Raw genomic sequence first — 26,020 nt, forward strand, 5'->3', positions numbered from 1 at the left:
GGTGAAGATCTTACCATCTAACGTGATTGAACGGCTGCCAGAACAGAAATTTGGAACCGTCTTTGAGAAAATTGCGCATAAAGCACAAAACGGGGCGAACATCATCAACCTTGGGCAGGGAAATCCTGATCTTCCGACTCCTGCACATATCGTAAGCGCGCTTCAAGAGGCAGCAGGCACTTTAGAGTTTCAGCAGTATGCACCTTTTAGAGGCTTCGACTTTTTCAAGCAAGCCATTGCAGATTTCTACAAAAAAGAATTCGAGACTGAGATAGACCCACAGAAAGAAGTGGCCCTTTTCAATGGGGGGAAAACAGGCCTTTATGTCATGAGTCAGTGTCTGCTTGACCCAGGGGACATTGCCCTCGTCCCCGATCCAGGATACCCAGAATATCATTCTGGGATCTTGATGGCAGACGCAAAGCCCTACTGCATCAAACTTGAAACTAAAAATGGCTATTTGCCGAATCTCTCTTCAATTGATCCGGAGGTGCTCAAAAAGGCAAAGGTTCTTTTCTTAAATTATCCGAATAACCCAACAGGTGCTGTGGCAAATGATGCATTTTTTGAAGAGGCTGCTGATTTTGCATCAGCTCACGGACTGCATGTCATTCATGATTTTGCCTATGGTTCATTTCATTATGAGCAAAAACCAGTAAGCTTTCTGAATGCTCCTCTTGGAAAAAGTGTAGGAGTAGAATTATATTCTCTATCCAAAACATTTAATATGGCAGGGTGGAGAGTCGCTTTTGCTGTAGGTAATGAGGACATCATCCAAGCCATTAACGCCTTCCAAGATCATGTGTTTGTTAGTATGTATGGCGGATTTCAACAAGCCGCAACCGTCGCCTTGCAAAGTGATGACCGTCACATTCAATCATTAAAAGAGGTCTACCTTGAACGAATTCACTTCTTCATCCGTCAGGCAGAAAAGCAGCTAGGATGGTCCATCGAACGTCCAGCTGGCGCCTTTTATTTATGGGCTCCAATCCCTGATGAGTTTGAACATTCTCATGCATTTGCAGACTATTTACTCGAACATACCGATGTCGTTGTCACGCCCGGGGGGGTGTTTGGAGCACATGGAAAACGTCATGTCCGCATCTCAATGGTTGCTCCAATTGAACAGCTTGCCCTGTTTATCGACCGGCTTCGCATCCTTCCGATTCGCTTTAATCAAAAAACCCGCATCTAGCGGGTTTTTTTGACAAATGGCTAAAATGGGTCTTGATTTTAGCCATTTGTCTTCTTTTCAGCGTGATAGAAAACCTTTGCAGCCCTAGGAAGGACGAGTACCGGAGCGGAGCGAATTTGACATTCGTAAGCACCGGCACGCAGACCTGACACCAAATGCGAGGGTTTATCTACACGCTGGATCAAAAAACCGCATCTAGCGGTTTTTTTGATGCTATATACTTTTCATCGCTCCACCATCGACAGATATTTGTTGTCCTGTAAGATAGGAGGCTTCCTCTGATGCGATAAAAGCGGCCAATGAAGCCATTTCACTCGCTGAGCCCACTCGTTGCATTGGAATTCCTGACGCTACAGCCTGTACAGCTTCTTCCCGCGATAATGCCTGTTTACGTATCATGTTTCCGATAAATTGTTCATACCGATCTGTAGCAATAAATCCCGGGTTTAAACAATTCACTGTGATCCCTGAAGGTGCAAGCTGTGTGGCAGCATTTTTACTAGCATTGATAATCGCTGCATTCATCATGCTGTTCGTAAACATTTGGTCACCAGGTTCCTTCCATAGGTTCCCGACAATTTGAATGATCCGGCCATATTCATGTCGTTTCATCATCGCTACTGCACGCTTCATCGTATCAATGTACGCAATGGCTTTTTGAGAAAATGCTGCCATCATCTGCTCGCTCTCACACGAATCAAAGGTATCTGGCTTTCCCCCCGGAATGTTATTAATCAACACATCCAGTCTGCCAAACTCTTTTTCTATTTCCTCAAAAGCCTCAGCCCTCACCCCTTCATCTGACATGTCGCCACAGAAAATAGCCACCGGCTCCTTTGTTTCTGCCATACGCCCAATGTCCTGCTGCGCTTCTTCTAGTGAGGATTGATTTCTAGAATTGATGATGATCTTTACATTGTCTTGAGCGGCAAGCTTTATGGCGATGGCCTTTCCAATTCCTGTACTTGCTCCTGTTACAAATGCAATTCTTTTAGACAAACTCATCCACATCCCTTTTCTTATCAGCTTCGTACATATACATAAAATGACACATATAGAATGTATTTCAACAAAAATAGACCTTTCTCCTGCGAAAGGCCCCTCGTTCTCTATTTAAATGTCGTTTCCCAATCAAACCCGATCATTTCGTCATTCCAGGCGATTCGCTTTTCATCTGGGTTTTTCGGGTCATACGATTCTGTTGTGAAATACACAATTTGCAGCGGCGTCTCACCTAATACACGGTAGCCATGCGCGACACCCTTTGGTATGAGAAGCAGCATCGGATTGTCTTCCCCCATATAATACACATCGGTTTGCCCCTTTGTGGGAGAGTCCTCACGCAAATCATATAACACGACCTGTGCATGACCTGCGGGGAAGAACCAAACGTCGTCTTGTTTTTCATGATAATGAAAGGCTTTGATCACGCCTGGAAAGCTTTTCGACCATGACGCCTGACCAAAGCGTTTCAGCATCGGTTCATCATCTCGAATGAGCTCTGCAAAAAAGCCGCGGTCATCACAATGTTTCATGAGTTTTTTCGTTTGAACACCATCAATCATGCTGATGCCATCTCCCTTCTTTCTGCAAGTATTCGTGAAGTGCATCCTTCCAATGCCTCGGCTGCCAGCCTGTGGCTTCAATCGCTTGAAGATCTAAGACAGAATAGGCCGGGCGTGGCGTTTGGAAGCCATACTCTTCCGTGGAAATCGGCTCAATTGTGGCGGACAAGCCGCTTTTCATCACAATTTCTGACGCAAAATCAAACCAGGAACAGCTTTCTCGGTTACTGACATGGTACACGCCTGCCTTCTGATCAAACAAATGAATCAGAGCCTCGGCTACATCCTTTGTATAAGTAGGAGACCCTATCTGATCGTTCACAATGCGTAAATGATCCTTCGTTTCAGCAAGCCGAAGAATGGTATTCACAAAATTATGCCCCTCATGTCCGTAAAGCCACGAGGTACGAATGATTTTCACTTCGTCTGATAAAAGCTGAATCAATTCCTCACCAAGCTTTTTACTCTTTCCATAAATGGTTTGAGGATCTGCTTGTGCATCGACTTGGTAAGGGGTGTCCGCCTGCCCGTCAAACACATAATCTGTACTGACATGTAACACATCAGCCCCTGCGCGCTTTGCTTCTAATGCTGTATAGTAGGCGCCAATGCCATTCACAAGATACGCCTTTTCGGTTTCTGTTTCACATTGATCAACAGATGTATAGGCTGCTGCACTGACAACAATATCAGGCTGATAGTGTCTCATCGCATGTCTGACCGCTTGCTGGTCTGCGATATTGAGCATGTTCCTCGTTAAGGCAATGACGGTCATGTCTTTTTCCTTGAGCTGCCTGCTCAATTCTTTCCCTAATTGGCCGCCTGCACCGGTGATTAAAACTTTCATCCGTCACCCTTCTTCGCTCTGATCGTATTTGGCTCGATACCAATTGATCGTTTTTTCGATACCCTCTTCAAATGACGTCTCCTGCGTCCAGCCGAGCTCGCCTTTTAGCTTACTGGCATCAATGGCATACCGTCTGTCATGTCCTTTTCGATCTTGAATAAACGCAATTTGATCATGACTGATCCCGAGCTGCGATAAAATTGTTTTGGTCAAATCGAGATTTGTTTTCTCATTGCCGCCGCCAATATTGTATACCTGCCCCGCTGTGCCATTTTCGAGCACCTGCTTCACAGCTCTCGCATGGTCCTCTACATACAGCCAATCGCGAATTTGCTGACCGTCTCCATAAATCGGGATGTTCTCTCCATTGACTGCTTTTCTAATAATGGTCGGGATTAATTTTTCCTCATGCTGATACGGTCCGTAATTGTTGCTGCATCGTGTAATCATCGCGGGTAATTGGTGAGTGTGGATATAGGATTTCACAAGCAGGTCTGAACTCGCCTTGCTTGCTGAATAAGGATTATTCGGTGAAAGTGGTGTTTGTTCTGTGAAAGCAGGATCATCTGGCTCCAAATCTCCATATACTTCGTCTGTTGAAATATGAATGAGCTTTTTCGCCTTTCCTTTTAAGACCGCTTCAAGCATACGATACGTTCCGAGGACATTTGTTTGAATAAAAGGCTCTGCTGATTCAATGCTGCGATCAACATGCGATTCTGCCGCAAAATGAATGATGGCATCATAGACTTCGTCAAATGCTTGATCCAGCTCATGCTGAAGGGTGATATCCCCTTGAATAAAACGAAAATGAGACAACTTTAATAATTCATCCATCTCCTCTGGATGGCTGGCATAAGTTAATTTATCAAAAACGGTGAGCCGGACATCTGTATCCTGAAGCAGCAGCTTCACAAAATTCAGTCCGATAAAACCCGCTCCGCCTGTAATTAAATAAGACTTCGTCATTCGGATCCCTCTTTTTTCTTCATCGTTTCAAACATTTTCGCAGATGCTTGGTGGAGAGATTCATGTGTTCCTGCATCAATCCACCACCCTTTTAACATATCATAGGTCAGCTGGCTATTTGAGATATACAGATTGTTCACATCTGTAATCTCTAATTCGCCTCGATCTGACGGTGAGATTCTCTCAATATATTGAAAGACTTCCTGGTCATAAAAATAGATGCCCGTGACGCAGTAAGATGAGCGCGGATACTCCGGCTTTTCCTCTATTGATAAAATTCGTTGGCGCGAGGCATCAATTTCTGCAATGCCAAACCGCTTTGGATCTGCCACTTCTTTCAACAAAACCTTGGCTCCTCTTTCTTGCTGCTGAAAGGCTTCAACAAAAGGGTTTAGTGAATCCTCAAATACATTATCACCAAGCATCAGCACAAACTTCTCCCCTTCTACAAAGGGCTTTGCATAGGATAAACCGTCTGATATTCCAGACGCTTCAGGCTGTACCTGATATACGATGTTCATCCCCAGTTCCTGATCGCTTTCAAGCAGCTTTTGAAACAGCGGGATTTGTTCTTCTTGTGATATGACCATCACATCTAAAATCCCTGCTTCCTTCAATTTGAACAATGACCAATAAATCATTGGATATGGACCAACCGGCAATAAATGTTTATTGAAAATCTTCGTTAAAGGCGCCAGTCGTGATCCCTTTCCTCCTGCTAAAATAACTCCCTTCACATCTACACATCCTTATGTTCTTTTTGGTGATGATTCATGAGGTGTATAAGAATGTTTTTCACTCGTTCAGTTCCTTTTCCATCTATGAGTGTCCGTCCATTGAGATGAATGCTCCTGCGGAGAAAATAGCTGCCGGACAGTCTTTCCACAGCACGCCGAATATCTTTTTCATCCACAAGTTCACCTAATCCAAGATGGTGACAGGCTCCCTTTTGCGCAAAACGAGCGGCTGTCACTGCTTGGTGGTCTACTTGTGAAAGGACAATGCTGGGCACTCCGATACAAACTGCCTCGTATAACGTCATCCCGCCAGCCACTATTGCCAGATCAGCTTCTGAGAGACGCGCAGGTAATTGATCTGTATGACGAATGAATTGAATATGCTCAGCCTCTATTTGTTCTTCAATGCGGGAGGCTTTTCCTGTAACCGCTAAAATGTGTAGGTGATCAGCTTTGAGAAGTGCTGATACAGCCTTTGATAACAATCCTCGCGGGTCACTGCCTCCAAGGCTGATGACTACCTTATTGCATTCTTTTCGAACCTCATATGTGTCTTTTAATCGGCTTATCTCTTGATCTAACAATAAATACGGTGTTCCATCAAAATATGCTGTCCCATCTACTTGCATGTGCTTTTCGTCCAGACCGCCATAAATGCCGTTCACGACAGCATCGGCAAGCTGACACGCTTCTGCTCTATTTTCTTCGAATAAAACCAGCCTTGCAGAGCCGGAGCACGCTTTGATCAATCGAAGAAATTGGAGGTCACATTCAAGTACATCAATCAGCAAAAGATCAGGATTCAGCTCTTTTATATCCTTTTCCATCTGAAGGAATGCCTTCGACTCCTGCACTAAATGAACGTGCCAATTTGGACCTGAGAGCATTTCTACACAGATCTGTTCATTTGTATAGAAATATAAGTCGTTTCCTTCTTGAAGCAGTTGATTTGCCAGCCGTTTCATTCTGACAACATGCCCCATTCCTCTTAAAAACCCGCCATACACAACAATCATGATTTTCTTGTTCATTCAGCATCCTTCTGTTTCACAAATTGATTCAATCGAACAATATCGGGATCTTGTTCGCAAATGGTGATGAGTTCAGCCGTAGGCACATTAATGGAGCCGCCAGCTTTCTCTAGTAAACGGGTCGCAAACTCATAATCTTCTTCTGTATCAATCGTGAATCGATAAGCAGGATATGCAAGTTCTTTGGGCGGTGTGAATAATTGCAGATGAAATTGCTCAGGATGCTTTCTGATATAGAGCGTGACATGCTCACGCTCTGGCTGCGTAAGGGGAAAATTGTCGATTTTACTTAAAATCTGTGCGTCGATCATTTCCCCGGAAATACCGAGTGGTGTGCCAGTCGTATACGTGTAATCAACCTTCTCTTGTCTATGTTTTTCAAGCATTTTCGACAAAAGGGCCGGATCTATAAATGGGTTATCTCCTGTTAAACGCACAATGATTTTCGGTTCAAAATGACGGACAATCTGCGCAAATCGCTGCAATACATCTGTCTCACTGCCACGAAATACTTTATATCCCTTTGAGAGACAATAATGAGCTAGCAGATCATCTTCTGCCTCAACTGTTGTGGCGATCATGAGGTTCTGCGTTTTGTGATTGTAATGATCTGATTGCTTTACCCGTTCAACAATCAGGTCGATCAGCGCCATACCGCCGATCGGTTTCATCACCTTTTTGGGCAGCCTTGTTGAGCCCATTCTCGCCTGTATGACAAAGAGCACATCATTAATCATTTGGCGTCTCCTGCGTGAGTACATCTTTCCACGAAACCCCTGTATGGGCTGGGATATCTCTGACAGCCTTTGCGCCAAGTAAAATCGCCATATACCGCGGATGCAGACCTTGGCTTTTTTGTCCTGGACGTAACACAGCTAGATTTTCTGCGGTCAATGTCTCGCCCTTCGCAATGCCTTTTGTCGTAAAAATGCCTCGATACGCAAATTCACGAATCTTGCCTTCAATAGCTGTTGTCGTTTTATAAGAACTGCCAAGGAGCTCTTCTGGCACTGAATGAGTGTCAGCTTCTTTTAGATTCCGCTGCTTTTCTGCCGCTCGAATATGCTGAACCATTTCCTTCAATTCATCAGGATCAAGAGCAAAGGAATGATCCGCCCCAGGTAACGTTTTATCTACTGTAAAATGCTTTTCAATGATTGCTGCCCCAAGCTTCACAGCGGCCACTGGCGCTTCAGTCGGATGCTCACTATGATCAGAAAAGCCAATAACTGCATCGGGAAATGCCGCAGCTAATGTTTGAAGCACTCGCAGGTTCGTGTAAGCTCTAGGTGCTGGATACTTTGCTACGCAATGCATGATAGCGACCTGCTGATTTTGTTCGCTTGTAATCGCCTCATATGCTTCATGGACATCTGAAATGGTTGCCCCGGCTGTTGAGAAAATAATGGGCTTTTGAAAAGATGCCGTGTGACGCATAAGCGGCAAATGATTGATTTCATAGGATGCCAGTTTGAAAGCCGGCGGATCAGTCTGATTCAATAGATCCGCAGATTCTTCGTCACACACTGTGCTTAAAAAAATCAGCCCTTTTTCCGCGCAGCGTGACAATAACACCGGGAGCCATTCTGGCGGTAGCTCCATTTTTTCTACTAAAGAAAAAATGGACACCTCTTCTCCCTTGGCTGTTTCATACAAACCCGGTTCCTTTTGATACATCCGACCAGCTTGAAACATTTGAAACTTCACCGCATCGGCACCTGCTTCTTTTGCCACATCAATTAAAGCAAGTGCCTGATCCAGCTTTCCATCATGGTTAATGCCTGCCTCTGCAATGATAAAGACAGGCGCACCATCCCCCACTTTGCGATCTCCGATATAGAAATGCGCCATCTTACCTCTCTCCTTTTTTCGGCCACACATGGTAATACAAGAAGGCATTTTTTGTTCTAAAGCCTAGCTTTTCGTACAGCTGAATCGCGGTTGTGTTATGCATCTGAGTTCCAGCAGACATAAACCGGTGCCCTCTCTCATACGAGGCTTTTATCATCGCAGTAACCAGCTTTTTTCCGATCCCTTTTCCTTGTGTATCTGGTCTAATGGACAATAAATCAAGGATCAGTTCATCGCCCTTTGTTACACCTTGAATCAATCCAATGACTTCACCGTTCACCTTTGCCGCGAGATTGATATCTGCACGTCCGAGTAAATTGTTTCTCATCCATTCCTGAAAGAAATGCTGGACGACATTCTGATCTAGAAAAGGATCAAGTGCATACCGGCTTTTCCCAAAAGCCTGATGAGCAAGTGACACCGCCTCATCGTATTCCTTTTCATCTGGCAGACTGATGACCACATCTTCACCTGTTGATGGCATTTCCATTTGAACAGGCGGCGCCTCAAGACGAGTGAGCCCGCCTACATAGTACACATGTGACAGCCTTTGGACGATGCGGTTTTTTTCAAGATCAGACGCTTCAAGACGTAAAAAGAAAAAATCGCATTTTTCTGTTCTCATCCAATTGATGAAACGCTCCATCAATTCTTGAAAAGCTGACGCTGACTCCGCTTCTATAAACTTCACATGAAAAATATGCTGATCAAAAATGCCGCTTTCCCATTTTGACCATTCATATAACAGGACCGCTTTGAGCTGGGCGCCATTAACAAGAGCAAACTGCTTGAAGGCGTTCATTTGTTCCGCTTGTTGGCCGTATTTCTCCAGCCAAGCCGCCAGCACCTGATCATCGATGGAATGAACGACCTTCATGATGATGCCTTCTGTTCTTTTAAAATAGACAGCACCGCTGTGATAACATCCTGCACATCTTCATCTGTCATACTTGGATAGAGCGGCAGTGAGAGCGTCTGCTTGTAGTATGCGAGTGACTCAGGGAAATCCTCTGGTGAATAGTGATACGTTTGTTGATAGTATGGGTGCAGGTGAACAGGGATAAAGTGAACACTCGTGCCGATTTTATATTCCTTTTGCAGTTGATCAATCAGTTCATCACGCGTGATGAATGCTTCTTTTGGATTTACTTGCAGTACATACAAATGCCATGCATGTCTTCCTTCTTGATGCACAGGCGGCAGGATCAGGCCCGCTTCTTTTTGAAAAGCCTGATTGTATTCTTTTGCAATCTGTTCTCTCCGTGCCTGCATGTCATCTAGTCGGCTTAGCTGAACAAGTCCTAGCGATGCCTGCACGTCAAACATATTCATTTTATAACCAGGTTCCTCGACCTCGTAATACCACGTTCCTTTTTCTCCATAACGATTCCACGCTCCCTTGCTCATCCCATGGAGCGCTAGTCGTCTAATTCGAGCCGCAAGCGCATCATCATTTGTTGTCAGCATGCCGCCTTCACCAGTCGCTAGGTTTTTCGTTGCATAAAAGCTAAAAGCGGTCGCATCCCCAATCGATCCAACGGGCTGACCGTGGTACGTTGTGTAAAGAGCATGGGCAGCATCTTCAAGTACAAATAGATCATACTTTTTGGCAATCGCTAAAATCCGGTCCATATCGCACGATTGACCAGCAAAGTGAACAGGGACAATTGCTTTTGTATGTGGTGTTATGGCCGCTTCTATTTTCTCTGCATCCAGATTGAGTGTTGCTGGATCAATATCGACAAATACAGGCGCTGCTCCCGTATGGATGATTGTATTTGCTGTTGCGCAGAATGTCAGAGGTGTTGTAATCACCTCATCCCCAGCCCCAATCCCTCTTGCCTTTAACGCTAAAAATAAAGCAGCCGTACATGAATTGACTGCGATCGCATGTTTTGCACCGGTCAGCTGCTGAAATTCTTCTTCAAATTGTCTTACTTTTGGTCCAGTTGACAGCCAGCCGGACTTTAATGTTCCGATGACTTCATCGATTTCTTCCTGTTCAATGAAAGGCAGAGCATAAGGAAGAAATTGTGCTCTCTTTTTTCCCATATCGCTTGCACACCCCTATCTTCATCTCTGAAAATCCACACCAGTTTTTATTTTGAGCAGAGAAAGCAGAACATCGGTAGATCGCGCATGCGGATAGTGTTGTTTAATGAACTGAGCTCCTTGCTGATTTGCCAGCTTCATCTCTTGTTCATCCGACAAAATACGAATGGCTTTCTCAGCTAGTTCAACAGGGTTTTCCATATGATAGCTGCCAAGCGACTCGTAATATGGGTATCTTCTGCCTTCTGTCATTTTCCCGATCAGCACACTCTTTTCAAAAAGCATGGCTTCAAGACCAACTGTTGATGTGAGCGTAATCACGATATCCACATATGGCAGCAGGTCATACAGGTCAATTTCTTTTTTAATCAATTTCACATGATTTCCCGCTCGTTCAATAGACACATAGTCGTTTAATCGATTTCGAGCAATTTCCCAAGGATGCGGCTTCATGATCAGCTGAATGTCTTTCCGTTTGGCAATCGTTTTAAGAACATCACCATAGAAGGCTTCAGAAAACGGCTGCGTTGCCACAAGCACGGTCTTTTTAGCCGGACTGAAGTTCAATTTACGAAAAATGAGATCCTGTTGAAGCGGTGTTCGCTCCTTCACCAAATCAAACCTCGGATGACCTGTGATTTCCACCTGTTCCGGCTGACAGCCTTTGTCTACATACCAGTCCTTTTCATACTTTCCAAACACTCCATGACAAGTCGTGAAAATCGGTAAAAAGGCTTCGTCTCCCATAAGCGCGCCGTGCTGAAGACAGATACTCGTCAGCTGGCGTTTCACTGTTTGCAAAGCGAGTACGCGGCTGTAAGCATCCTCCGTCGTTCCAACAATAACAGCTGCAATCGGCTGCATTTGAAACAGCACTTCTATCTGGTCAATGACATCAATAAATTGCACAATGTCCTTCCGCAATTTTTCTCTAAAAAAGACATTGCCAAAGACAGGGTGGTGAGCGTAAGGTTTAAGGAGAGCATTTGCTTTTTCAATATATTCAGCGTGGGCTTCTTTATTAACCTCTCCGGTTAATTCCGGCTTACTGATAACAGGTAATCCGAAATAATCTGCCTTCTTCCAGCGAGCAAGCACCACCGTTTGGTTTGGATGGAACCGCTTGTAATTTTGTTCAGTAAAACGCAGGTGTTCAAAGTGAAGCAATACCTTTCCATTCGCCGGACGATAAGCGATACGCTTGATCTGCTGCTTATGCTGATCAAAAAATGGCTGAATCTCTTCCGGTAATGGACAATCGGTTGTCAGTTCTTGACCAAATGCTTCATCTTCCATGCGTTCCCTCACTTCAGGACTGATATATTGATAAAAATTGCTGATCAACCCAAGAGGAATTTCCTTGTAGGACAAATCTTTCATCAGATTCACATACTCAAAGTACACCTGCCAATAATGATGAATATAGTGCGACATTTCAGGTCACCTCCCATATTTTTGTTTTAATATACTGCGGAGATCCCAGCAGGTAGACTGCTCGGGAAGTGCATGAATAAAGGCACTTTTCTCTTCTGCTGCCAGCTGATAATGAATCGACTGTTCTGTGATGTAATTTGTATCTAATATTTCTTCAAAGGGATAAAACGGATAAAAATGATTTAATCGAAAAAAGAAGCGGGCATCCCCTATTCGATAAAAATGCGGACTCTCGTCCCAGTAGGACCCAAATTCATCATGAATTTTTGATAAGATGGATGCACGATGCACGACAGAGCAATGATCTATGGCGCAGGGAGCATTCCATTGCACTGTTTGCGCCGGCCGAATCATTTCCTTCACTGGCTCTTTTTTGCTATTTAAATAGATAACTTTAGAACTAGAATAGACAATATCTTTATCTGGATGGGCATCTAGATAATGAGTGAGCTTCTCTAAACGGTCCGGGGCATAGACATTGTCATCAGTGGCATAGGAAATATACTCACCCTTTGCCAGTTCTAATGCTTGATTAATCAGCACGGCATAGCGAGTTTTCGCTGTTCTCTCTTCCAATGTTTTGACACCGCTTTGGATAAAGTGAACGCGTGGATCTTTGCGAAACGGTTCAATAGCAGCAAGGGTTTTTTCGTTTGATCCATCATCCATGATAAAAAGTTCAAAGTCTGACAGCGTCTGCTGCAGGACCGCTTCAATCGATCTGCCGACGTAAGCCGCCTTGTTGTAGCTCGTCATAATGACAGTTACTTTTGTCAAAATTATCACCTCGGTCTCTTTCAAACTATGTTTATCATATGTGTCTCCTCTTAAAGAGACTGTAGAGTGACCTATTTTTTATAAAATTGTATTTTTTTATTGATCTTTCTTTGAAAAACGTGAAGTTTTTGGTAATATAAGTAATCATTTATGTGTATTAAAGGAGTAAAGAACATTGGAAGCTATGAAGAATGATCACTCCCAAGAAGAGGAAGTAAAAGGATTTTTTCGATTTTTTAAAATTTTCGTCGCGACAAAAACGATTATTCGCTCATATCGACATTCCAATATACCAATTTGGCTGATGATGCTCCTTGCAAGTATCGCCGGTACGGGCTGGATCTACGAAGGGTATTTTAGCGAGTATATGGGCAATCATATTCCATTCCCTTTTATTCTGTTACAAGGAGCGGGTTATGGTATTTTGGCAGGCAATATGATTCTATTTTTCGGTGCCCTCATCATCAAGTGGTTAGGGCGTCTCTTTTTCGGCTGTCAAACGGCGTATCGAGATATACTCAAGGCCTGCACACTGACGGTCTTTTTCCCTTCTGCTTTATTTGCACTTACTTGGATTTCCACTGTTGGGATGCTCGGTCCGTATACGTTTGTTAAAATCACACCATATTTAGATCAGCATTATGAAGTATGGTATTATATCGATCTTTTAACTCTTACGGATGTATATGCAAAGACGTGGATATTTGGAATGGCTGTTTTAGGCATTGTCGCTGTGATGAAGCTCAGATTATGGCAAGCCTTCATCATTGTGATCACACCGCTCGCCGCGTTTTTTCTCATCGTGACACTTTTATTTGATGTCCAGCACGCAGTAAACTGGATTATGTAAAAAGGACGAGTACCGATAGAAGGCGAAGGTTTGTCTACACACTGAGGAATTGCGCAGCAGTTCCTTTTTTTCGTTCAATGTACATATTCTCCCCTCCTGTCTCATAGTGTGAAAGAGAGAAAGAATGCTATGGAAACAACAGGCGCCTAAACGCCTTCTGTTTAGAACACCATGAGGAAAGAGGAGGAACGTTATGAAATTGAAAAATCAATTTGGGCAAGGTTCGGGTTTCGAAGGTCAAGATTTCCGCCAGCAACAATATGGAGCAAATCCGTATCCTGCGCAGCAGATGGGTTATTCAGTCCCTCCCCAAACGCAGGGTCAAATGCAAGGACAAATGCAACAGGGGTTTTCACCAATGCCGTCTACCGGCACTTCACAAGGAGGCCAAGGAACGCAAGGCGGCGGTCAGCCATATCAAATTCCTTCTGGACCGATTTATCAGCAAAATGTCACCGGACAGCTGCCTATTGAGCAGTCCTATATTGAAAATATTTTACGATTGAACCGCGGCAAGGTAGCCACGATTTATATGACGTTTGAGGCGAGTAAAGAATGGAATTCGAAGATTTTTAGAGGCGTCATTGAAGCTGCAGGACGTGACCACATTATCATTAGTGATAACAAAACAGGAACACGATACTTACTATTAACAATCTATCTTGATTACATTACGTTTGATGGAGAAATTCAGTACGACTATCCATATTCAATGTCAACATATTCTCCGAGATAACGACATACATGGCAAAAGCAAGGCTCAGGTGCCCTTGCTTTTTTCTTTTGTCTAGGTTTTTGTCACACCTCTGGGGCGCGGCTCATAAGATGCCTAGTAGTTTTTATCAAAAGCCTAGAGGTGACATCAATGACTGTTGAACTGGATTATACATCACCAAATGTGAAATTTTCATACGACCTGAATCAAAGCCCCCTTGTGAAATACGATCAGCATAACCTGATTAATGTGTTAGGAAAAAAACAATTAAACTCATTGGATCAAGTGTCCCTGCTGGATATATATTTGAGTAAAAGCAAAGTCGTAGAGCCTCATTATCATCAAAATGCCGCAGAGCTTGTTTATTGTATAGCCGGTTCTGCTGCCGTATCGATGCTGAATCCATTTACAAAAAAACTGCACACCTACACCATTACACCTGGACAGGTGGCAAACGTGCCTCAAGGCTGGTGGCACTATGAAGTCGCTCTCCAAGACAGAACTCATTTGTTAGCCATTTTTAACGCATCTACACCTGAAGTGATCCTAGGCTCAGACCTTCTCACCCTCACCCCTTCTCACATCATGGCCCATACTTATTGCATGAACGAAACACAATGGAAGCAGGCGACAAAGCCTGTGAAACCAAGCGTGTTTATCGGACCATTTTGCCACCGGGAGGAAGAGTCTCAAACGCATCCTGTCCCTCCTTCTCACTACGTCCCTTATTATCAAGCACCACCCAATTATACTCCTTACTGGAGTTAAGAAAAAACCGATGCCCCTATGAGAGCATCGGTTTTTGGCTTATAAATTTTTTGCTGCTGCAATGACAAGCATGATCCAAGAGGCGATAAATGCTACTCCGCCAATGGGGGTAATGGCACCTAGAATCTTCACCTGAGTCAATGCCAGCACATAAAGGCTTCCTGAGAAGAAAAGAATGCCTGCAAGCATCACCCAGCCAGCGGCAGGAACCAAGGAGACACCTGACAGCTTATCTGCAAGAAAAGCGACAACAAATAAGCCAATGGCATGGAACATCTGATATTGAACACCTTTATTCCATATTTCAATATATTTTTCAGGGATTTTCCCTTCTAGACCGTGCGCACCGAAGGCTCCAAGGCCTACAGCAAGCATGGCGTTAATGGCACCTAAAATGAAAAATAGTTTCATTCGTCATTCTCCTTATCTCGTCAATTATGTTTATCATAGCGCGGGTGAAGGGCGACATTCAACTTTCCCTTTACGTTGACACGAGATTGTCAGATTTCTTTTTCTTTCGTAACAAGACCTGATCGACAACAATCGCAATGAGCGTGCCTAGAACAAGACCGTTGCTTAATAATGAAATGAGCACAGGATGCATGCCTTTCAAGGCCCCCTGAGGCACAAACATCGCCCCTACGCCTGCTAAAACGGCAATCCCAAGGACAAAGCGAATCCGCGGAATTTCTTCTTTCTCATATTGATCAAACTCTGACATCGCAATCCCAATCATAGAAGAGAAGACCACAAAGTTTACAGCAAGCCCCACAGGTGATGGCAATGCAGAGAAAAAGCTCATGAGCAGCGGAAACAAACTAATGAGAACAACAAGCAGACTTCCTATGAAAAAAGGCTTTCTCGAAGGAATTTTGGTTGTCTGGATAAATCCTGCTGCCCCCGAAATAGGTACAGGCGCAATCGCACCGATCAGCCCGCTTAGTAAATGACCAAATGCTGCGACAAAACCGGCAGGACGTGCTCTCTTCCGCTCACGCAGTTCACCAAATGCCTTCACTGAGCTTTCCACAATTCGGATACTTGCCAGCATGTTCACAATGAGTAAAATCGTTATAAAAAAGGACGTGACAAGCAATCCACTGTCAAAGACCGGCATACCGAATGGAAACAGCTTCGGAAACTCGATGATTTGCTCTGGAATTCGAACTGGCTTCGCCAATCCGAGTAGAGCGAATAACAGCCATCCGCCTGCAAGTGCGAATAACACAGAAAACTGCCTCAAGTAATGCCATTTTGAGCGGCTGATCATGAAGGTGAGGATAATAATCAAGATCGATAAGCAAAAGACAAGCCCGTCTACTTGATTTCCTCGATACCCGATCCCCATCAGCCCTTTCATGATTGGCTGACTTAGCTGCACAACAAGCAGCAGCAGGTAAATGCCTGTGACGACTGGCGTAAATAAAGACGCGAGCCAATTGATGATTTTAAATAGACTAAAAATAAAAAAGAAAATAGCACTAAAAATTAAAGCCCCTTGTAATGCTTGCAAGGTTTCAGGATACGTCGCAAAGATTGTTCCTGTCATGCCGGCATAAAGCGTATACACACCCCACCAAAGCCCTGCTGGACTTTCATTGATTGGCAGCATATGGCCGCATAAACACTGCACCATCGCCACAAGACCAAGTGAAAAGAAAGTACTTTGAATCAGCTCTGCCGATTGTACTTGGTTCAATTCAAATGCTTGTGCAATCGCAATTGGTACGGCAATAGAAGCTGCGATAAAAAATGCCATCCACTGAATGGCGCCCAAAAATAGTTTCAAACCGATCACCTTCCCTTTGTCGTGACAAGACCATTAAAAATCAAAAATAGAGTCGCCGTTCCCGTCCTTCTCTTTTTGACCCTCATCATTTTGCTGAAATTTCTTCGCGCCACTTGTGCCCATGAGTTTCTCCAGCATGGCTTGATCTGTAGACACAGATGGCGCTGATGGTGTATGTATCGATGGAGGTGGTGAGATGACCGGCGACTGCGGCATTTGCACCTGTGATGGTGCGTCGAGAATGACATCACATAGTGAAGAAATCGCCGCCACTTGACGTTTCACCTCTTCATCATTTCCACTTTGTTTTGCTTTTTGAACCGCTTCCTCCATTTTTTGAAGCAGGCTTGATATATGAATATTCAAGGGTAGACCCTCCAATCTAAAAAAATCTCTTTTCAACATTATTTTACCAAATGAACAAACCAAATGGGTTCATTTTTTCAAAGCAGTGCGCTCACGACTCTCTTATTTGACCCGTCACCATCATTCACACATAATAAAAGAAACAAAATCGTCTATGAAAGGATTGAATAATGGACAAGCTCACTGCTCTATTTCAGAAACAAAAAGTCTTTCAGAAGCCGGCGGTTCAAGAACGCATCCGCATTCTTCAAGACTTAAAAGCAGCAATCAAACAGCATGAGAAGGATATTTTACAGGCCTTAGCCCATGATTTGCATAAATCCGAACAGGAAGCCTATACAACAGAAATCGGGATGGTGTATGAAGAAATCAATCATACCATCAAGCACCTTCACAAATGGGCGAAGCCAACACGCGCGAAAACACCGCTGACTCATATCGGATCGAAAAGCATGATCATCAAGGAGCCCTATGGAAGTGTGCTCATCATTGCTCCTTGGAACTATCCTTTCCAATTGGCCCTTTCTCCATTAGTCGGCGCGATTTCTGCGGGAAATGCCGTGATTTTAAAACCATCTGAGCTGACGCCGGCAGTCTCACAAGTGATCAGCACTATCATCAAACGTGTATTTCAAGAAGACCATGCGGCTGTTGTAGAGGGCGGTGTCGATGTCAGTACAGAGCTGCTGAAGCTGCCCTTTGATTATATCTTCTTTACTGGAAGTGTGGCAGTCGGCAAAGTCGTCATGGAAGCCGCCGCAAAGCATTTGACCCCTGTCACACTTGAGCTTGGCGGAAAAAGCCCCTGCATCGTCATGCCTGATGCCGACATCAAACTGGCAGCGAAGCGGATCACCTTTGGAAAATTCACCAATGCAGGGCAAACCTGCATTGCACCAGATTATTTGCTCGTTCATGAATCCATCAAAGAGAAACTTTTGCTAGAAATGACGGCCTGTATCCGTGACTTTTATGGTGAACATCCCGAAACACATCCGCACTTCGGAAAAAATGTCAGTCAGCGTCATTTTGACAGACTCACACAATTTCTCTCAAATGGAACGATCGTCACAGGTGGACAACGCAATGAACAGGAGCTCAAAATCGCTCCGACCATTTTAGACGACATCACTTGGGAAGACCCCGTCATGCAGGAGGAAATTTTCGGACCGATCCTGCCTGTCATGACCTTTGATTCTCTGCATGAGGCAGCGCATATGATCAAAGCAAGGCCAAAGCCGCTGGCGCTTTACTTATTTACAACAAATAAAGAAACAGAATCGTATATTCTAGACAACCTCTCATTTGGCGGAGGATGTATCAATGACACGCTTATGCATGTCGCTACACCTTACCTGCCATTCGGAGGCGTCGGCGAAAGCGGCATGGGACGATATCACGGGAAGGAAAGCTTCTTTACTTTTACGCATGAAAAAAGCGTCCTGCGTCAAACGAACCGCTTCGATTTTTCCTTCCGTTATCCAAATGCGAAAAACGGACTCGACTTGGTCCGCAAATTTTTAAAATAAACAGGACGAAGGGGCTCTCCCCTCGTCCTATTTTCATTCAATATCCTTGATACACCAATTGATTTCTTCGAATCCCATTTGCTTTAAATACGTGTTTACCTTTGAAAACGGCCGGCTGCCAAAAAAGCCGTTTCTTGCAGAAAAAGGACTTGGATGAGGTGACTCAATGATGTAATGCTTGTTTTGATCAATGCGTTCTTTCTTGTTTTGAGCATGTCTGCCCCATAACACAAAAACGACAGGCTGATCACGTTCATTCAGCACATCAATCACGCGGTCTGTCACACGTTCCCAGCCCTTGCCTTTATGCGAATTCGCCTCTCCCTTTCTCACAGTCAGCACAGTGTTTAAGAGCAGCACACCCTGCTCTGCCCAGCTGACAAGTGAGCCGTGGTTTGGAACAGGACAGCCAAGATCATCCTTTAGTTCTTGAAAAATATTTCTCAAAGATGGCGGGTGTTTGACGCCTGGCTGAACAGAAAAGCTTAATCCATGTGCCTGCCCTGGGCCATGATAAGGGTCTTGTCCTAAAATCACCACTTTGACCTTTTCATATGACGTCAAATGAAGGGCACGATACACGTCATCTGGTTTTGGAAAAACGGTCTGCGTGCGATATTCTTCCTTCATCCATTCTCGTAATTCCTGATAATATGGCTGTTCAAATTCACTTTTCATCACAGCCCACCAGCTATCATTTAAAAATGGCTTCATTGTGGTTTTCCTCCTTCTACTTGCTGCGCTAGTCTGGAGATCATCGGTTTTCCATCCCACACAATCTCACTCTCTGATTCTCGTTTTTTCATCGCTGGTTCTTCTAATAATATAGCAAAGTTCGCTGTTGGCAGGTCGCCTAAATCATGCTTTTCACTTAAATCATCTAGGTAGTTCTTCCTTGTTTCACCAAGATCACTAGACTGATTTCCACCGCCGTCAAAAAACGCATAGATCACGCTGGCAGCCGGTACTCGTTTGACTCGGGCATGCTGTGATACACGTAAAAAGAAGTCCCAGTCCCAATAATGATGCATCGCTGGATCAAAATAGCCAATCTCATCGTGTATAGAGCGTTTGTACATACTGCCGGAAGGAACATATGTAGAAAAGACACGCATATCCTCAATGTCCGCTGTATAAGCAAACAAACGTCTCGACAACGGGAAGCGGGTCGCGCCTTTTTCTTCAAATGACACAATTTCTGCATCAGAAAAGACAAAATCGGCATTTTCCAGCGCCTTGCTCATGCGTTCGATATGACAAGGTGTGAAGTAATCATCGTCGTCACTCAGCATGATGATGTCGCCTGTCAGCTCCCGCACCCCCACATTTCTGGCATTCACATGCTGGACATTCTCATCTAAATGAATCAAGCGGATCGGAAGCTCAGGGTAAAGTTCCTGAATGATGTCGACTCGCTCTCCTGCATCATTGACGACGACAATTTCAAAAGGCTGTACGGTTTGTCTTGTAATGGATTCAAGCAGCTCACACAGTGCACTGAGCCGGTTATGTGTCACAATTAATAAGGAAATCTTCATATGCAGCTTACTCCTTTAATAGATTCGTCTTTTTCCATTAAAACATAAATTGGCTTTCTTCTCATGATATAAAAGGCGGTTTGATTTGATGAAAAAATGGGAATTTTTGATGAAAAGGAGTGATGATCATGGAATATATCACGGCTGAGAATAGTAAAGAAGCGAAACAGGCCATCGACCACTTTCATTCATCGGGTTCAACAAAGGACGCTGTTTTTGTTTTTGCATACGACCCAGAACGCTCTGATACCGTAACGGAGTATACAGACGCCAAAAGCATGACTGCGGTCGATCAAGGGATTTTGGATCAAGTCGCCAATGTCATTCGCACCCGGGATGATGAACTGATGGCCAAAATGATGTCAGTTGGCGCCGATCAAGAGTTAGCTTTAACCCTTTTAGACGAACTGAAAAAAGGGAAATTGGTGATTTGTAAAAGGTAAGAAAGAAAGGCGTTCCGAAGAGAGGAACGCTTTTTTATGCCGTTTCATTGTGATAAATGGAAAAGCTGATTATAATAAGGGATAGAACAATAACTGTTACACATCACATTGGAGGTTCAGCAACTATGTCTATGAATAAAGCACTCACCATCGCAGGTTCGGATTCAAGCGGCGGTGCAGGTATCCAAGCAGATTTAAAAACGTTTCAAGAAAAAAACGTCTACGGGATGACAGCTTTAACCGTTGTCGTTGCAATGGACCCTCATAATCATTGGGATCATCAGGTGTTTCCAATTGATACGGCGACGATTCGCGCGCAGCTCTCTACCATTGTTGAAGGCATTGGTGTAGATGCACTGAAAACGGGTATGCTCCCAACCGTCGACGTGATCGAGCTTGCAGCTGACACCATCAAAACATACGACCTAAAAAATGTCGTCATTGATCCTGTTATGGTTTGTAAGGGTGCGAACGAAGTCCTTTACCCAGAGCACGCGGAAGCATTGCGCGAGAAGCTCACGCCACTGGCAACCGTTATTACACCTAACCTTTTCGAAGCAGGTCAATTAAGCGGAATCGGCGAGATCAAAACGATTGAACAAATGGAAGAAGCAGCAAAACGCATTCACGAACTTGGTGCAAAATATGTGGTCATCACTGGAGGCGGTAAGCTAAGCGAGGACAAAGCCCTCGATTTGCTTTATGATGGACAAACCTTCGAACGCCTTGAAACAGATAAAATCGACACAGAATACACACACGGCGCAGGCTGCACATTCTCAGCAGCAGTCACAGCTGAACTAGCAAATGGATCAGACGTGAAAGAAGCCATTTATGCAGCAAAAGAATTCATCACTGCTGCCATCAAAGGCTCTTTCCAGCTAAACGAATACATCGGACCAACAAAGCATTCTGCTCATCGTTTTGACAAATAAAACAGAAAAAAACCGATTCGCCTTGTTAGTAGGTGAATCGGTTTTTTGTTTATCGAAAGCTGCGTCTCTGTGCAAACAGCCAATCGGTTAAGCCTGGCGTCTCATAAGCAGGCGTCCATGATGCATGGTCATATCCATACTTGCTTGCGTACTCCGTATAAAGCGGATTTCCGCCTGCTTTTTGAATAGCTTGAATTGTATTTCTCGCATAGCTGATAGGGATAATGGAATCATCTTCTGCATGAAATGCCCATATCGGCTTGTGTGCTAAAATTCCTGCCTTGCTTGGATCTGCACCCCCCGCAATAGGAATCATCGCTGCAAACAAACGAGGATATGTGATGTTCAACTGGTACGTGCCAAATCCACCTTGTGATAAACCCGTCGCATAAATCCTTTTCTGATCAATCTGATAAGAAGTTAACACATGCTGAAGGACATCATAAGCTTTGTGTAAATCCGGTGAAAATTGAAACACGTTTGTCAGATCGATTTCATTTTGCAAATTTCTTGTTAATGCAAAGCCTCCATCCACAGCATTTCGCGCCTGAGGGGCTAATACGTACGAAGGATGTTTCTTTTGGACTTCAGGGGAAGCCCATAAAACTGCACCATCATTCGCAAGTAACTGCTTTTGATTGTCTGTTCCCCTCTCACCGCCTCCATGTAAGAACAGGACGAGAGGATAGGCTTTACCCCTCTTACGATTTTTTGGAATATACAGCCGATAAGGCATTCCTTTGTATTCGAAAGATAAAAAAGATGATGCAATGTCCTCTCGTGTGACAAACCGATAATTGTATGTAGACGTGGAAAGGCGGTGGTTTTTCTTGTAAACGCTTACTTTTAAAGTCGTATCTTTTTCGATATGTATGGGCTTTTTGTACAACTGACTTTGAGTTGTCGGCTGGCTGCCATCTGTTGTGTAATAAAGAGAAGCTTTTTGAACGTGAGAATGCAGAGCTACCTCTTGTGAACGATAATATTGACCAGACGGGACTGAAGCAGTTGATGCAGCATACGACGTATGATTTCGGGCAGAAGAAATGGAAGGAAAAAGAAAACTCATAGAAAATAGGACAATCATAAAGGTGATCAGGCATTTCTTGGTTGTATGGTTCATATCGTTCCTCCTGTACATGCTCAGATGAATTTTTATTTATTATTTATCATGACAATAAGAATGTCAACGCTTTCATTTAAATTTCTGAATAATCTGACCGAAACAAAAAAGCATACCCGCAACCGAGTACACTCTTTTATCCATTCATGAATGCCTATTTTTGCTGATCGGACTCTTTCGCCATTTTTCGAATAAAGGCTTCGATAGATTCAACAAATAAAGCATATTCTTTCATTTGTTTATACGTATCTGTCAGCTTCTCTTTCACTTCTTCCTGCTCTAAAGAAGGTTCACCGAGAATAGATTGAACTTGAATGAGCAATTCTTTATATTCTTCACGTTTATCTTCAACATGATCTGCCATTGTCTCCAAGCGTTTTCTAGTCGTCGGCTGCTGTTTTGAATTCAAGTAAACAACCCCTTTTTTGTCCTACCGCATTTGGATAAACGTCAGCCTCAGCTGTATATATTTTAAAATGATACCATAATTCCACCTGTTATCATATATGTAAAACGTCATCAAACCGCTTTAGGCCAACCTTGTATATACACGATATAGACCTTAAGATACAGGCTGATTTCACTAGAAAAAGCAGATCATTGATCTGCTCATATTGTAGACAAATTATTTTTCAAGCCGGATTTCCCCTATTTCCTTCTGACTCTTGAAGGCAGTTCTTTTTTGCTCAAATTTCATCGCTAATACTAATATGAAAGCTATTATTAAAATAATACTTAAGAAAATCAAGCCGGCTTGCATTTTTCCTGTAGCATCTTTTAGCCATCCAACTGCATAAGGGCCAACAAAACCTCCTAGACTTCCAATTGAATTAATGACTGCAATTCCAACAGCTACTGTGGCTGGACTCAATATCATAGTGGGTAATGACCAAAAAGGACCTTTAAAACAATACATGGCTGCCAATGATATGGTGATGAAAACCATTGCAATAAATGGATTGGATACCATTCCTACACTGAGTAACGTTAAACCAGCTACGAGTAATGGTAAAGCTGTGTGCATACGTCTTTCACCAGTGCGATCTGAGCGTCTTGACCAGTAATTCATGACGATTGAAGCAATAATGTAAGGGATTGTAGCAATGAAGCCGATCTGGGTGTTTGATAAATAACTAGATAAGCCTTTAATAATTTGGGGCATCCAATATCCAACCCCCAGTGTACCTGCAGTATATACAAAGTAAATTAAGGCGAGGTACCACAGTTTAGGATCAGTCAAGGCCGTCTTATGACTAGTTGTTTGTTGGCCTTTCTTTTCTCGTAGCTCCTCGTCCTTTCTTAATTCTGAAATCAACCAATTTTTTTCTTCGGCTGTTAGCCACTTTGCTTGTTCTGGCCGGTCTGTTAAGTAGAAATATGTAACAAACCCTAAAATAACAGCAGGTGCGCCTTCGATAATAAACATCCAACGCCAACCAGGCACATTCATCCAATGAATATGATCAATAATTAAAGTAGAAACGGGAGCTCCTATAATATAAGAAACGGCGATTGCTGTCATAAACATCGCAATTGTACTTGCTCTTTCTTTAGCTCGAAACCAATAAGTAAGGTATAGAATAATACCTGGAAATAGACCTGCCTCTGCTATTCCAAGAAGGAATCTAATGATATAGAGCTGGGTAGCATTCTGAGCAAACCCAGTTGCCATAGAAATAATTCCCCAAGTAAAGAGTATCCTAGTAATCCAAACTCTTGCCCCAAATTTTTGCATTAAAATATTACTTGGTACTTCAAAGAGAAAATAACCAATAAAAAAAATACCTGTCACAAGACCAAACATTTTACTTGTTAGTCCTAGTGCTTCATTCATTTCCAATGCAGCATATCCCACATTTGCCCTGTCTAGATAAGAAATAATATAGAGTAAAAATAGTAACGGGATAATTCTTCGTGTCACCTTTCGAATCGTCTTCTTTTCGAAATTCAATTGAGAATTTTCCAATCAAATTCCTCCTTTTAAAAAGAAATTTTGATAACGCTTACATTTATCTAAAAAATAAAGAGATACTCTTACGCTTCTGTAAGATGTCTAAGAGTATCTCCATTTACCCTTCTGTTGTTTCCTCAAGACAGCGAACAAAATGAAATATATCTTCTTTCATCGTGTCAAAACGTTTATTTCCAACTAGAAACGCTCTCAATATCTGGTATACCGTTAAATATTAAGTGTTTCGGTTGATAATTAATGTTACCTAACACCGTTTCTCCATCTACATCAGGAAAAGCAGTCTCAGTAGAAGTAGAATCCAGAACCACAAGGTTATTTGGAGTAAAAGTAAAATCGTCAATTCCTAACAATTTAGGAGCTGTTACCAGAACGGTTCTAAAAGCTTCATCTAGAGACAGTCCACCTACAATCATTTTAGAAATGATGTAGCTCATGTTATAAACGGGGTATTTTCTCCATGACGCGCTTGTTAAATCTGAACTGATCGTATCTGGTTTAATTCCTTCAGCTAAGCATTTATAAAAAACATTCCAATTAAAGTGTTTTCTACCGTGACCGATATCTAATACTATCCCTCTTTCTACTGCATCTAGAAATTCTTTTTTTACCTTCCCGGCAGTATTTAACACGTTTCCATCCCTTCCTTGAAATGGATGAGTGAGAATGTCCCCTTTATTAAAATATTGTGTTACCTCTTCAATATCTAGTTTAGTTTCAGTTAAATGAACCATCATTCGTAAATCAGTTCGATCGGCTGCTTCTCTTGCTAAGCGTAATAAAGACCGGTCAGTCGTTATATCCACCTGACCTAAGCGAATCTTAATTCCTAATAAACGATCATCAGCTAAAGATGCAACTTCAACTATTCGATCCAACGAAATACTTTCTGGCTTGGTTGGGTTAGGGTTGGGATGATTGGTTAGCCCTTCTGGTAAGGCTGATAACCAAGAACGAACTGTTAATGGGCTCTTTTCCCAATAACGATTTGCTTCCTCCCATCCGTCATAGCCAAAAGTACCTGCGTCCCCAACTGTCGTTACTCCTGAGGAGAGATATTGTTTATCTGTCACACCAATCTCCGCTCCAGGTGCCCATAAATGACAATGAAAATCGACTAGTCCTGGTACAATTACGCTAGATTCAGATAAATGAATATCCCTATCATCCTCATGAGTAACTGTTATTCTTGTAGACTTATTTGGAATGAATCCCTTTTCTGACCAAATAGAACCGCCTTTAAAATTCCATACTCCCATGCAAATACACCCCTTAACTTCATATTGATATAATAGATTCGTTTATTTAATTGTTAACAATAGCATCTTTTTTACATGCCTTGATAACATCCAACCACTGTGCTAAATCACTGACCAACATACACTCCTCTTCTTTTTGGATAGTAGAAACAATCAACTAAGAGATTCATTTCCATACACAAATCAATAAGATAGCGCTTTCAAAAAATATAATGAATGATGCAACCCCTATCCCAAAAGGATTATCACGCACCTCAAAAAAATTTTTATGATTTATC

The 26,020-nt window shown here is 43.1% G+C and carries 28 protein-coding genes; 7 read left to right on the plus strand and 21 right to left on the minus strand.

All coding sequences use genetic code 11. From position 1 onward, the window contains the following. The first annotated feature begins 1 nt into the window (after window position 1). Complete coding sequence (locus NSQ72_RS17620) at window positions 2-1,195, plus strand: pyridoxal phosphate-dependent aminotransferase (protein ID WP_058838600.1); 1,194 nt, start codon at window positions 2-4, stop codon at window positions 1,193-1,195. Window positions 1,196-1,408: 213 nt separating this feature from the next. Here NSQ72_RS17620 and NSQ72_RS17625 read toward each other — a convergent pair whose 3' ends face one another. The 12 genes from NSQ72_RS17625 to NSQ72_RS17680 form a co-directional block, all read right to left on the minus strand. Continuing rightward, on the minus strand, window positions 1,409-2,200 hold the full coding sequence (locus tag NSQ72_RS17625) for an SDR family oxidoreductase (protein ID WP_341084835.1): 792 nt from the start codon (window positions 2,198-2,200) through the stop codon (window positions 1,409-1,411). A 104-nt stretch (window positions 2,201-2,304) separates the two neighbouring features. Beyond that, the gene (locus NSQ72_RS17630; protein ID WP_058838504.1) at window positions 2,305-2,760 is read right to left on the minus strand and encodes a dTDP-4-dehydrorhamnose 3,5-epimerase family protein; all 456 of its coding nucleotides are present in this window, start codon (window positions 2,758-2,760) and stop codon (window positions 2,305-2,307) included. Further along, window positions 2,753-3,607 carry a dTDP-4-dehydrorhamnose reductase gene (gene rfbD / locus NSQ72_RS17635; RefSeq protein ID WP_341084838.1) on the minus strand — a complete coding sequence of 285 codons (855 nt, stop codon included), beginning with the start codon at window positions 3,605-3,607 and terminating at the stop codon, window positions 2,753-2,755. The genes NSQ72_RS17630 and rfbD overlap by 8 nt, the downstream gene beginning before the upstream one ends. 3 nt (window positions 3,608-3,610) lie before the next feature. Further along, entirely contained in the window at window positions 3,611-4,576 is a 966-nt protein-coding gene (rfbB, locus tag NSQ72_RS17640; protein ID WP_039182292.1) for a dTDP-glucose 4,6-dehydratase, read from the minus strand. Next, a complete protein-coding gene (locus NSQ72_RS17645) occupies window positions 4,573-5,313 on the minus strand; it encodes a sugar phosphate nucleotidyltransferase (RefSeq protein ID WP_099663781.1) in 741 nt (246 codons plus the stop codon). The genes rfbB and NSQ72_RS17645 overlap by 4 nt, the downstream gene beginning before the upstream one ends. 2 nt (window positions 5,314-5,315) lie before the next feature. Next, complete coding sequence (locus tag NSQ72_RS17650; RefSeq protein WP_064498866.1) at window positions 5,316-6,344, minus strand: PseG/SpsG family protein; 1,029 nt, start codon at window positions 6,342-6,344, stop codon at window positions 5,316-5,318. Then, window positions 6,341-7,081, minus strand: coding sequence for a cytidylyltransferase domain-containing protein (locus tag NSQ72_RS17655; RefSeq protein WP_064498865.1), 741 nt, complete (start codon window positions 7,079-7,081; stop codon window positions 6,341-6,343). Before NSQ72_RS17655 ends, NSQ72_RS17650 begins: the two co-directional genes overlap by 4 nt. Next, window positions 7,074-8,195 (minus strand): N-acetylneuraminate synthase family protein, encoded by a 1,122-nt coding sequence (locus tag NSQ72_RS17660; RefSeq protein WP_341084842.1) that lies wholly within the window; start codon window positions 8,193-8,195, stop codon window positions 7,074-7,076. The genes NSQ72_RS17655 and NSQ72_RS17660 overlap by 8 nt, the downstream gene beginning before the upstream one ends. A gap of 1 nt (window position 8,196) precedes the next feature. Further along, on the minus strand, window positions 8,197-9,072 hold the full coding sequence (locus NSQ72_RS17665) for a GNAT family N-acetyltransferase (protein WP_268501936.1): 876 nt from the start codon (window positions 9,070-9,072) through the stop codon (window positions 8,197-8,199). Continuing rightward, window positions 9,069-10,247, minus strand: a complete 1,179-nt coding sequence (locus NSQ72_RS17670; protein ID WP_260774987.1) for a DegT/DnrJ/EryC1/StrS family aminotransferase — start codon at window positions 10,245-10,247, stop codon at window positions 9,069-9,071. Before NSQ72_RS17670 ends, NSQ72_RS17665 begins: the two co-directional genes overlap by 4 nt. Before the next feature lie 21 nt (window positions 10,248-10,268). Next, window positions 10,269-11,681, minus strand: coding sequence for a capsular polysaccharide export protein, LipB/KpsS family (locus NSQ72_RS17675; RefSeq protein ID WP_341084844.1), 1,413 nt, complete (start codon window positions 11,679-11,681; stop codon window positions 10,269-10,271). 6 nt (window positions 11,682-11,687) lie between these two features. Continuing rightward, window positions 11,688-12,458 carry a glycosyltransferase family 2 protein gene (locus NSQ72_RS17680; RefSeq protein WP_058838495.1) on the minus strand — a complete coding sequence of 257 codons (771 nt, stop codon included), beginning with the start codon at window positions 12,456-12,458 and terminating at the stop codon, window positions 11,688-11,690. A 184-nt stretch (window positions 12,459-12,642) separates the two neighbouring features. Between NSQ72_RS17680 and NSQ72_RS17685 the strand changes: the two genes are divergently transcribed. The 3 genes from NSQ72_RS17685 to NSQ72_RS17695 all read left to right on the plus strand — a co-directional run bounded on the left by NSQ72_RS17685 (window position 12,643) and on the right by NSQ72_RS17695 (window position 14,791). After that, complete coding sequence (locus NSQ72_RS17685; protein ID WP_231730911.1) at window positions 12,643-13,308, plus strand: YIP1 family protein; 666 nt, start codon at window positions 12,643-12,645, stop codon at window positions 13,306-13,308. A gap of 193 nt (window positions 13,309-13,501) precedes the next feature. Beyond that, window positions 13,502-14,044, plus strand: coding sequence for a spore coat protein GerQ (gerQ, locus tag NSQ72_RS17690; protein WP_034660388.1), 543 nt, complete (start codon window positions 13,502-13,504; stop codon window positions 14,042-14,044). Window positions 14,045-14,173: 129 nt separating this feature from the next. Next, on the plus strand, window positions 14,174-14,791 hold the full coding sequence (locus tag NSQ72_RS17695; RefSeq protein WP_039182316.1) for a cupin domain-containing protein: 618 nt from the start codon (window positions 14,174-14,176) through the stop codon (window positions 14,789-14,791). A gap of 39 nt (window positions 14,792-14,830) precedes the next feature. Here the strand turns inward: NSQ72_RS17695 and NSQ72_RS17700 are convergent, their stop codons facing one another. The 3 genes from NSQ72_RS17700 to NSQ72_RS17710 form a co-directional block, all read right to left on the minus strand. Next, window positions 14,831-15,202, minus strand: coding sequence for a DUF423 domain-containing protein (locus NSQ72_RS17700; protein WP_025093833.1), 372 nt, complete (start codon window positions 15,200-15,202; stop codon window positions 14,831-14,833). 70 nt (window positions 15,203-15,272) lie between these two features. Beyond that, window positions 15,273-16,580, minus strand: coding sequence for a purine/pyrimidine permease (locus tag NSQ72_RS17705; RefSeq protein ID WP_041087711.1), 1,308 nt, complete (start codon window positions 16,578-16,580; stop codon window positions 15,273-15,275). A gap of 33 nt (window positions 16,581-16,613) precedes the next feature. Further along, window positions 16,614-16,946, minus strand: coding sequence for a YwdI family protein (locus NSQ72_RS17710; RefSeq protein ID WP_039182322.1), 333 nt, complete (start codon window positions 16,944-16,946; stop codon window positions 16,614-16,616). 170 nt (window positions 16,947-17,116) lie between these two features. Between NSQ72_RS17710 and NSQ72_RS17715 the strand changes: the two genes are divergently transcribed. Then, window positions 17,117-18,475 (plus strand): aldehyde dehydrogenase, encoded by a 1,359-nt coding sequence (locus NSQ72_RS17715; protein WP_341084845.1) that lies wholly within the window; start codon window positions 17,117-17,119, stop codon window positions 18,473-18,475. Window positions 18,476-18,508: 33 nt separating this feature from the next. On the opposite strand, the gene NSQ72_RS17720 is transcribed toward NSQ72_RS17715, so the two are convergent. Together NSQ72_RS17720 and NSQ72_RS17725 are read right to left on the minus strand one after the other, a co-directional pair. After that, window positions 18,509-19,189 carry a uracil-DNA glycosylase gene (locus NSQ72_RS17720; protein ID WP_039182328.1) on the minus strand — a complete coding sequence of 227 codons (681 nt, stop codon included), beginning with the start codon at window positions 19,187-19,189 and terminating at the stop codon, window positions 18,509-18,511. Further along, window positions 19,186-20,013, minus strand: a complete 828-nt coding sequence (locus tag NSQ72_RS17725; protein ID WP_064498857.1) for a glycosyltransferase — start codon at window positions 20,011-20,013, stop codon at window positions 19,186-19,188. The genes NSQ72_RS17720 and NSQ72_RS17725 overlap by 4 nt, the downstream gene beginning before the upstream one ends. Before the next feature lie 128 nt (window positions 20,014-20,141). Between NSQ72_RS17725 and NSQ72_RS17730 the strand changes: the two genes are divergently transcribed. Further along, window positions 20,142-20,456 carry a general stress protein gene (locus NSQ72_RS17730; protein WP_039182334.1) on the plus strand — a complete coding sequence of 105 codons (315 nt, stop codon included), beginning with the start codon at window positions 20,142-20,144 and terminating at the stop codon, window positions 20,454-20,456. A 125-nt stretch (window positions 20,457-20,581) separates the two neighbouring features. After that, window positions 20,582-21,391 (plus strand): bifunctional hydroxymethylpyrimidine kinase/phosphomethylpyrimidine kinase, encoded by an 810-nt coding sequence (locus NSQ72_RS17735; protein ID WP_341084847.1) that lies wholly within the window; start codon window positions 20,582-20,584, stop codon window positions 21,389-21,391. Window positions 21,392-21,440: 49 nt separating this feature from the next. On the opposite strand, the gene NSQ72_RS17740 is transcribed toward NSQ72_RS17735, so the two are convergent. The 4 genes from NSQ72_RS17740 to NSQ72_RS17755 form a co-directional block, all read right to left on the minus strand. Further along, the gene (locus NSQ72_RS17740) at window positions 21,441-22,514 is read right to left on the minus strand and encodes a chitobiase/beta-hexosaminidase C-terminal domain-containing protein (RefSeq protein ID WP_058838489.1); all 1,074 of its coding nucleotides are present in this window, start codon (window positions 22,512-22,514) and stop codon (window positions 21,441-21,443) included. A gap of 154 nt (window positions 22,515-22,668) precedes the next feature. Beyond that, window positions 22,669-22,923, minus strand: coding sequence for a hypothetical protein (locus NSQ72_RS17745; RefSeq protein ID WP_041087697.1), 255 nt, complete (start codon window positions 22,921-22,923; stop codon window positions 22,669-22,671). Window positions 22,924-23,139: 216 nt separating this feature from the next. Next, complete coding sequence (locus NSQ72_RS17750; protein WP_341084851.1) at window positions 23,140-24,480, minus strand: MFS transporter; 1,341 nt, start codon at window positions 24,478-24,480, stop codon at window positions 23,140-23,142. A gap of 173 nt (window positions 24,481-24,653) precedes the next feature. Beyond that, window positions 24,654-25,742, minus strand: a complete 1,089-nt coding sequence (locus NSQ72_RS17755) for an amidohydrolase family protein (protein ID WP_075612108.1) — start codon at window positions 25,740-25,742, stop codon at window positions 24,654-24,656. Window positions 25,743-26,020: the final 278 nt, after the last annotated feature.

This window comes from Bacillus sp. FSL R5-0659, assembly GCF_038008785.1.
Taxonomy (GTDB): Bacteria; Bacillota; Bacilli; order Bacillales; family Bacillaceae; genus Bacillus; species Bacillus safensis.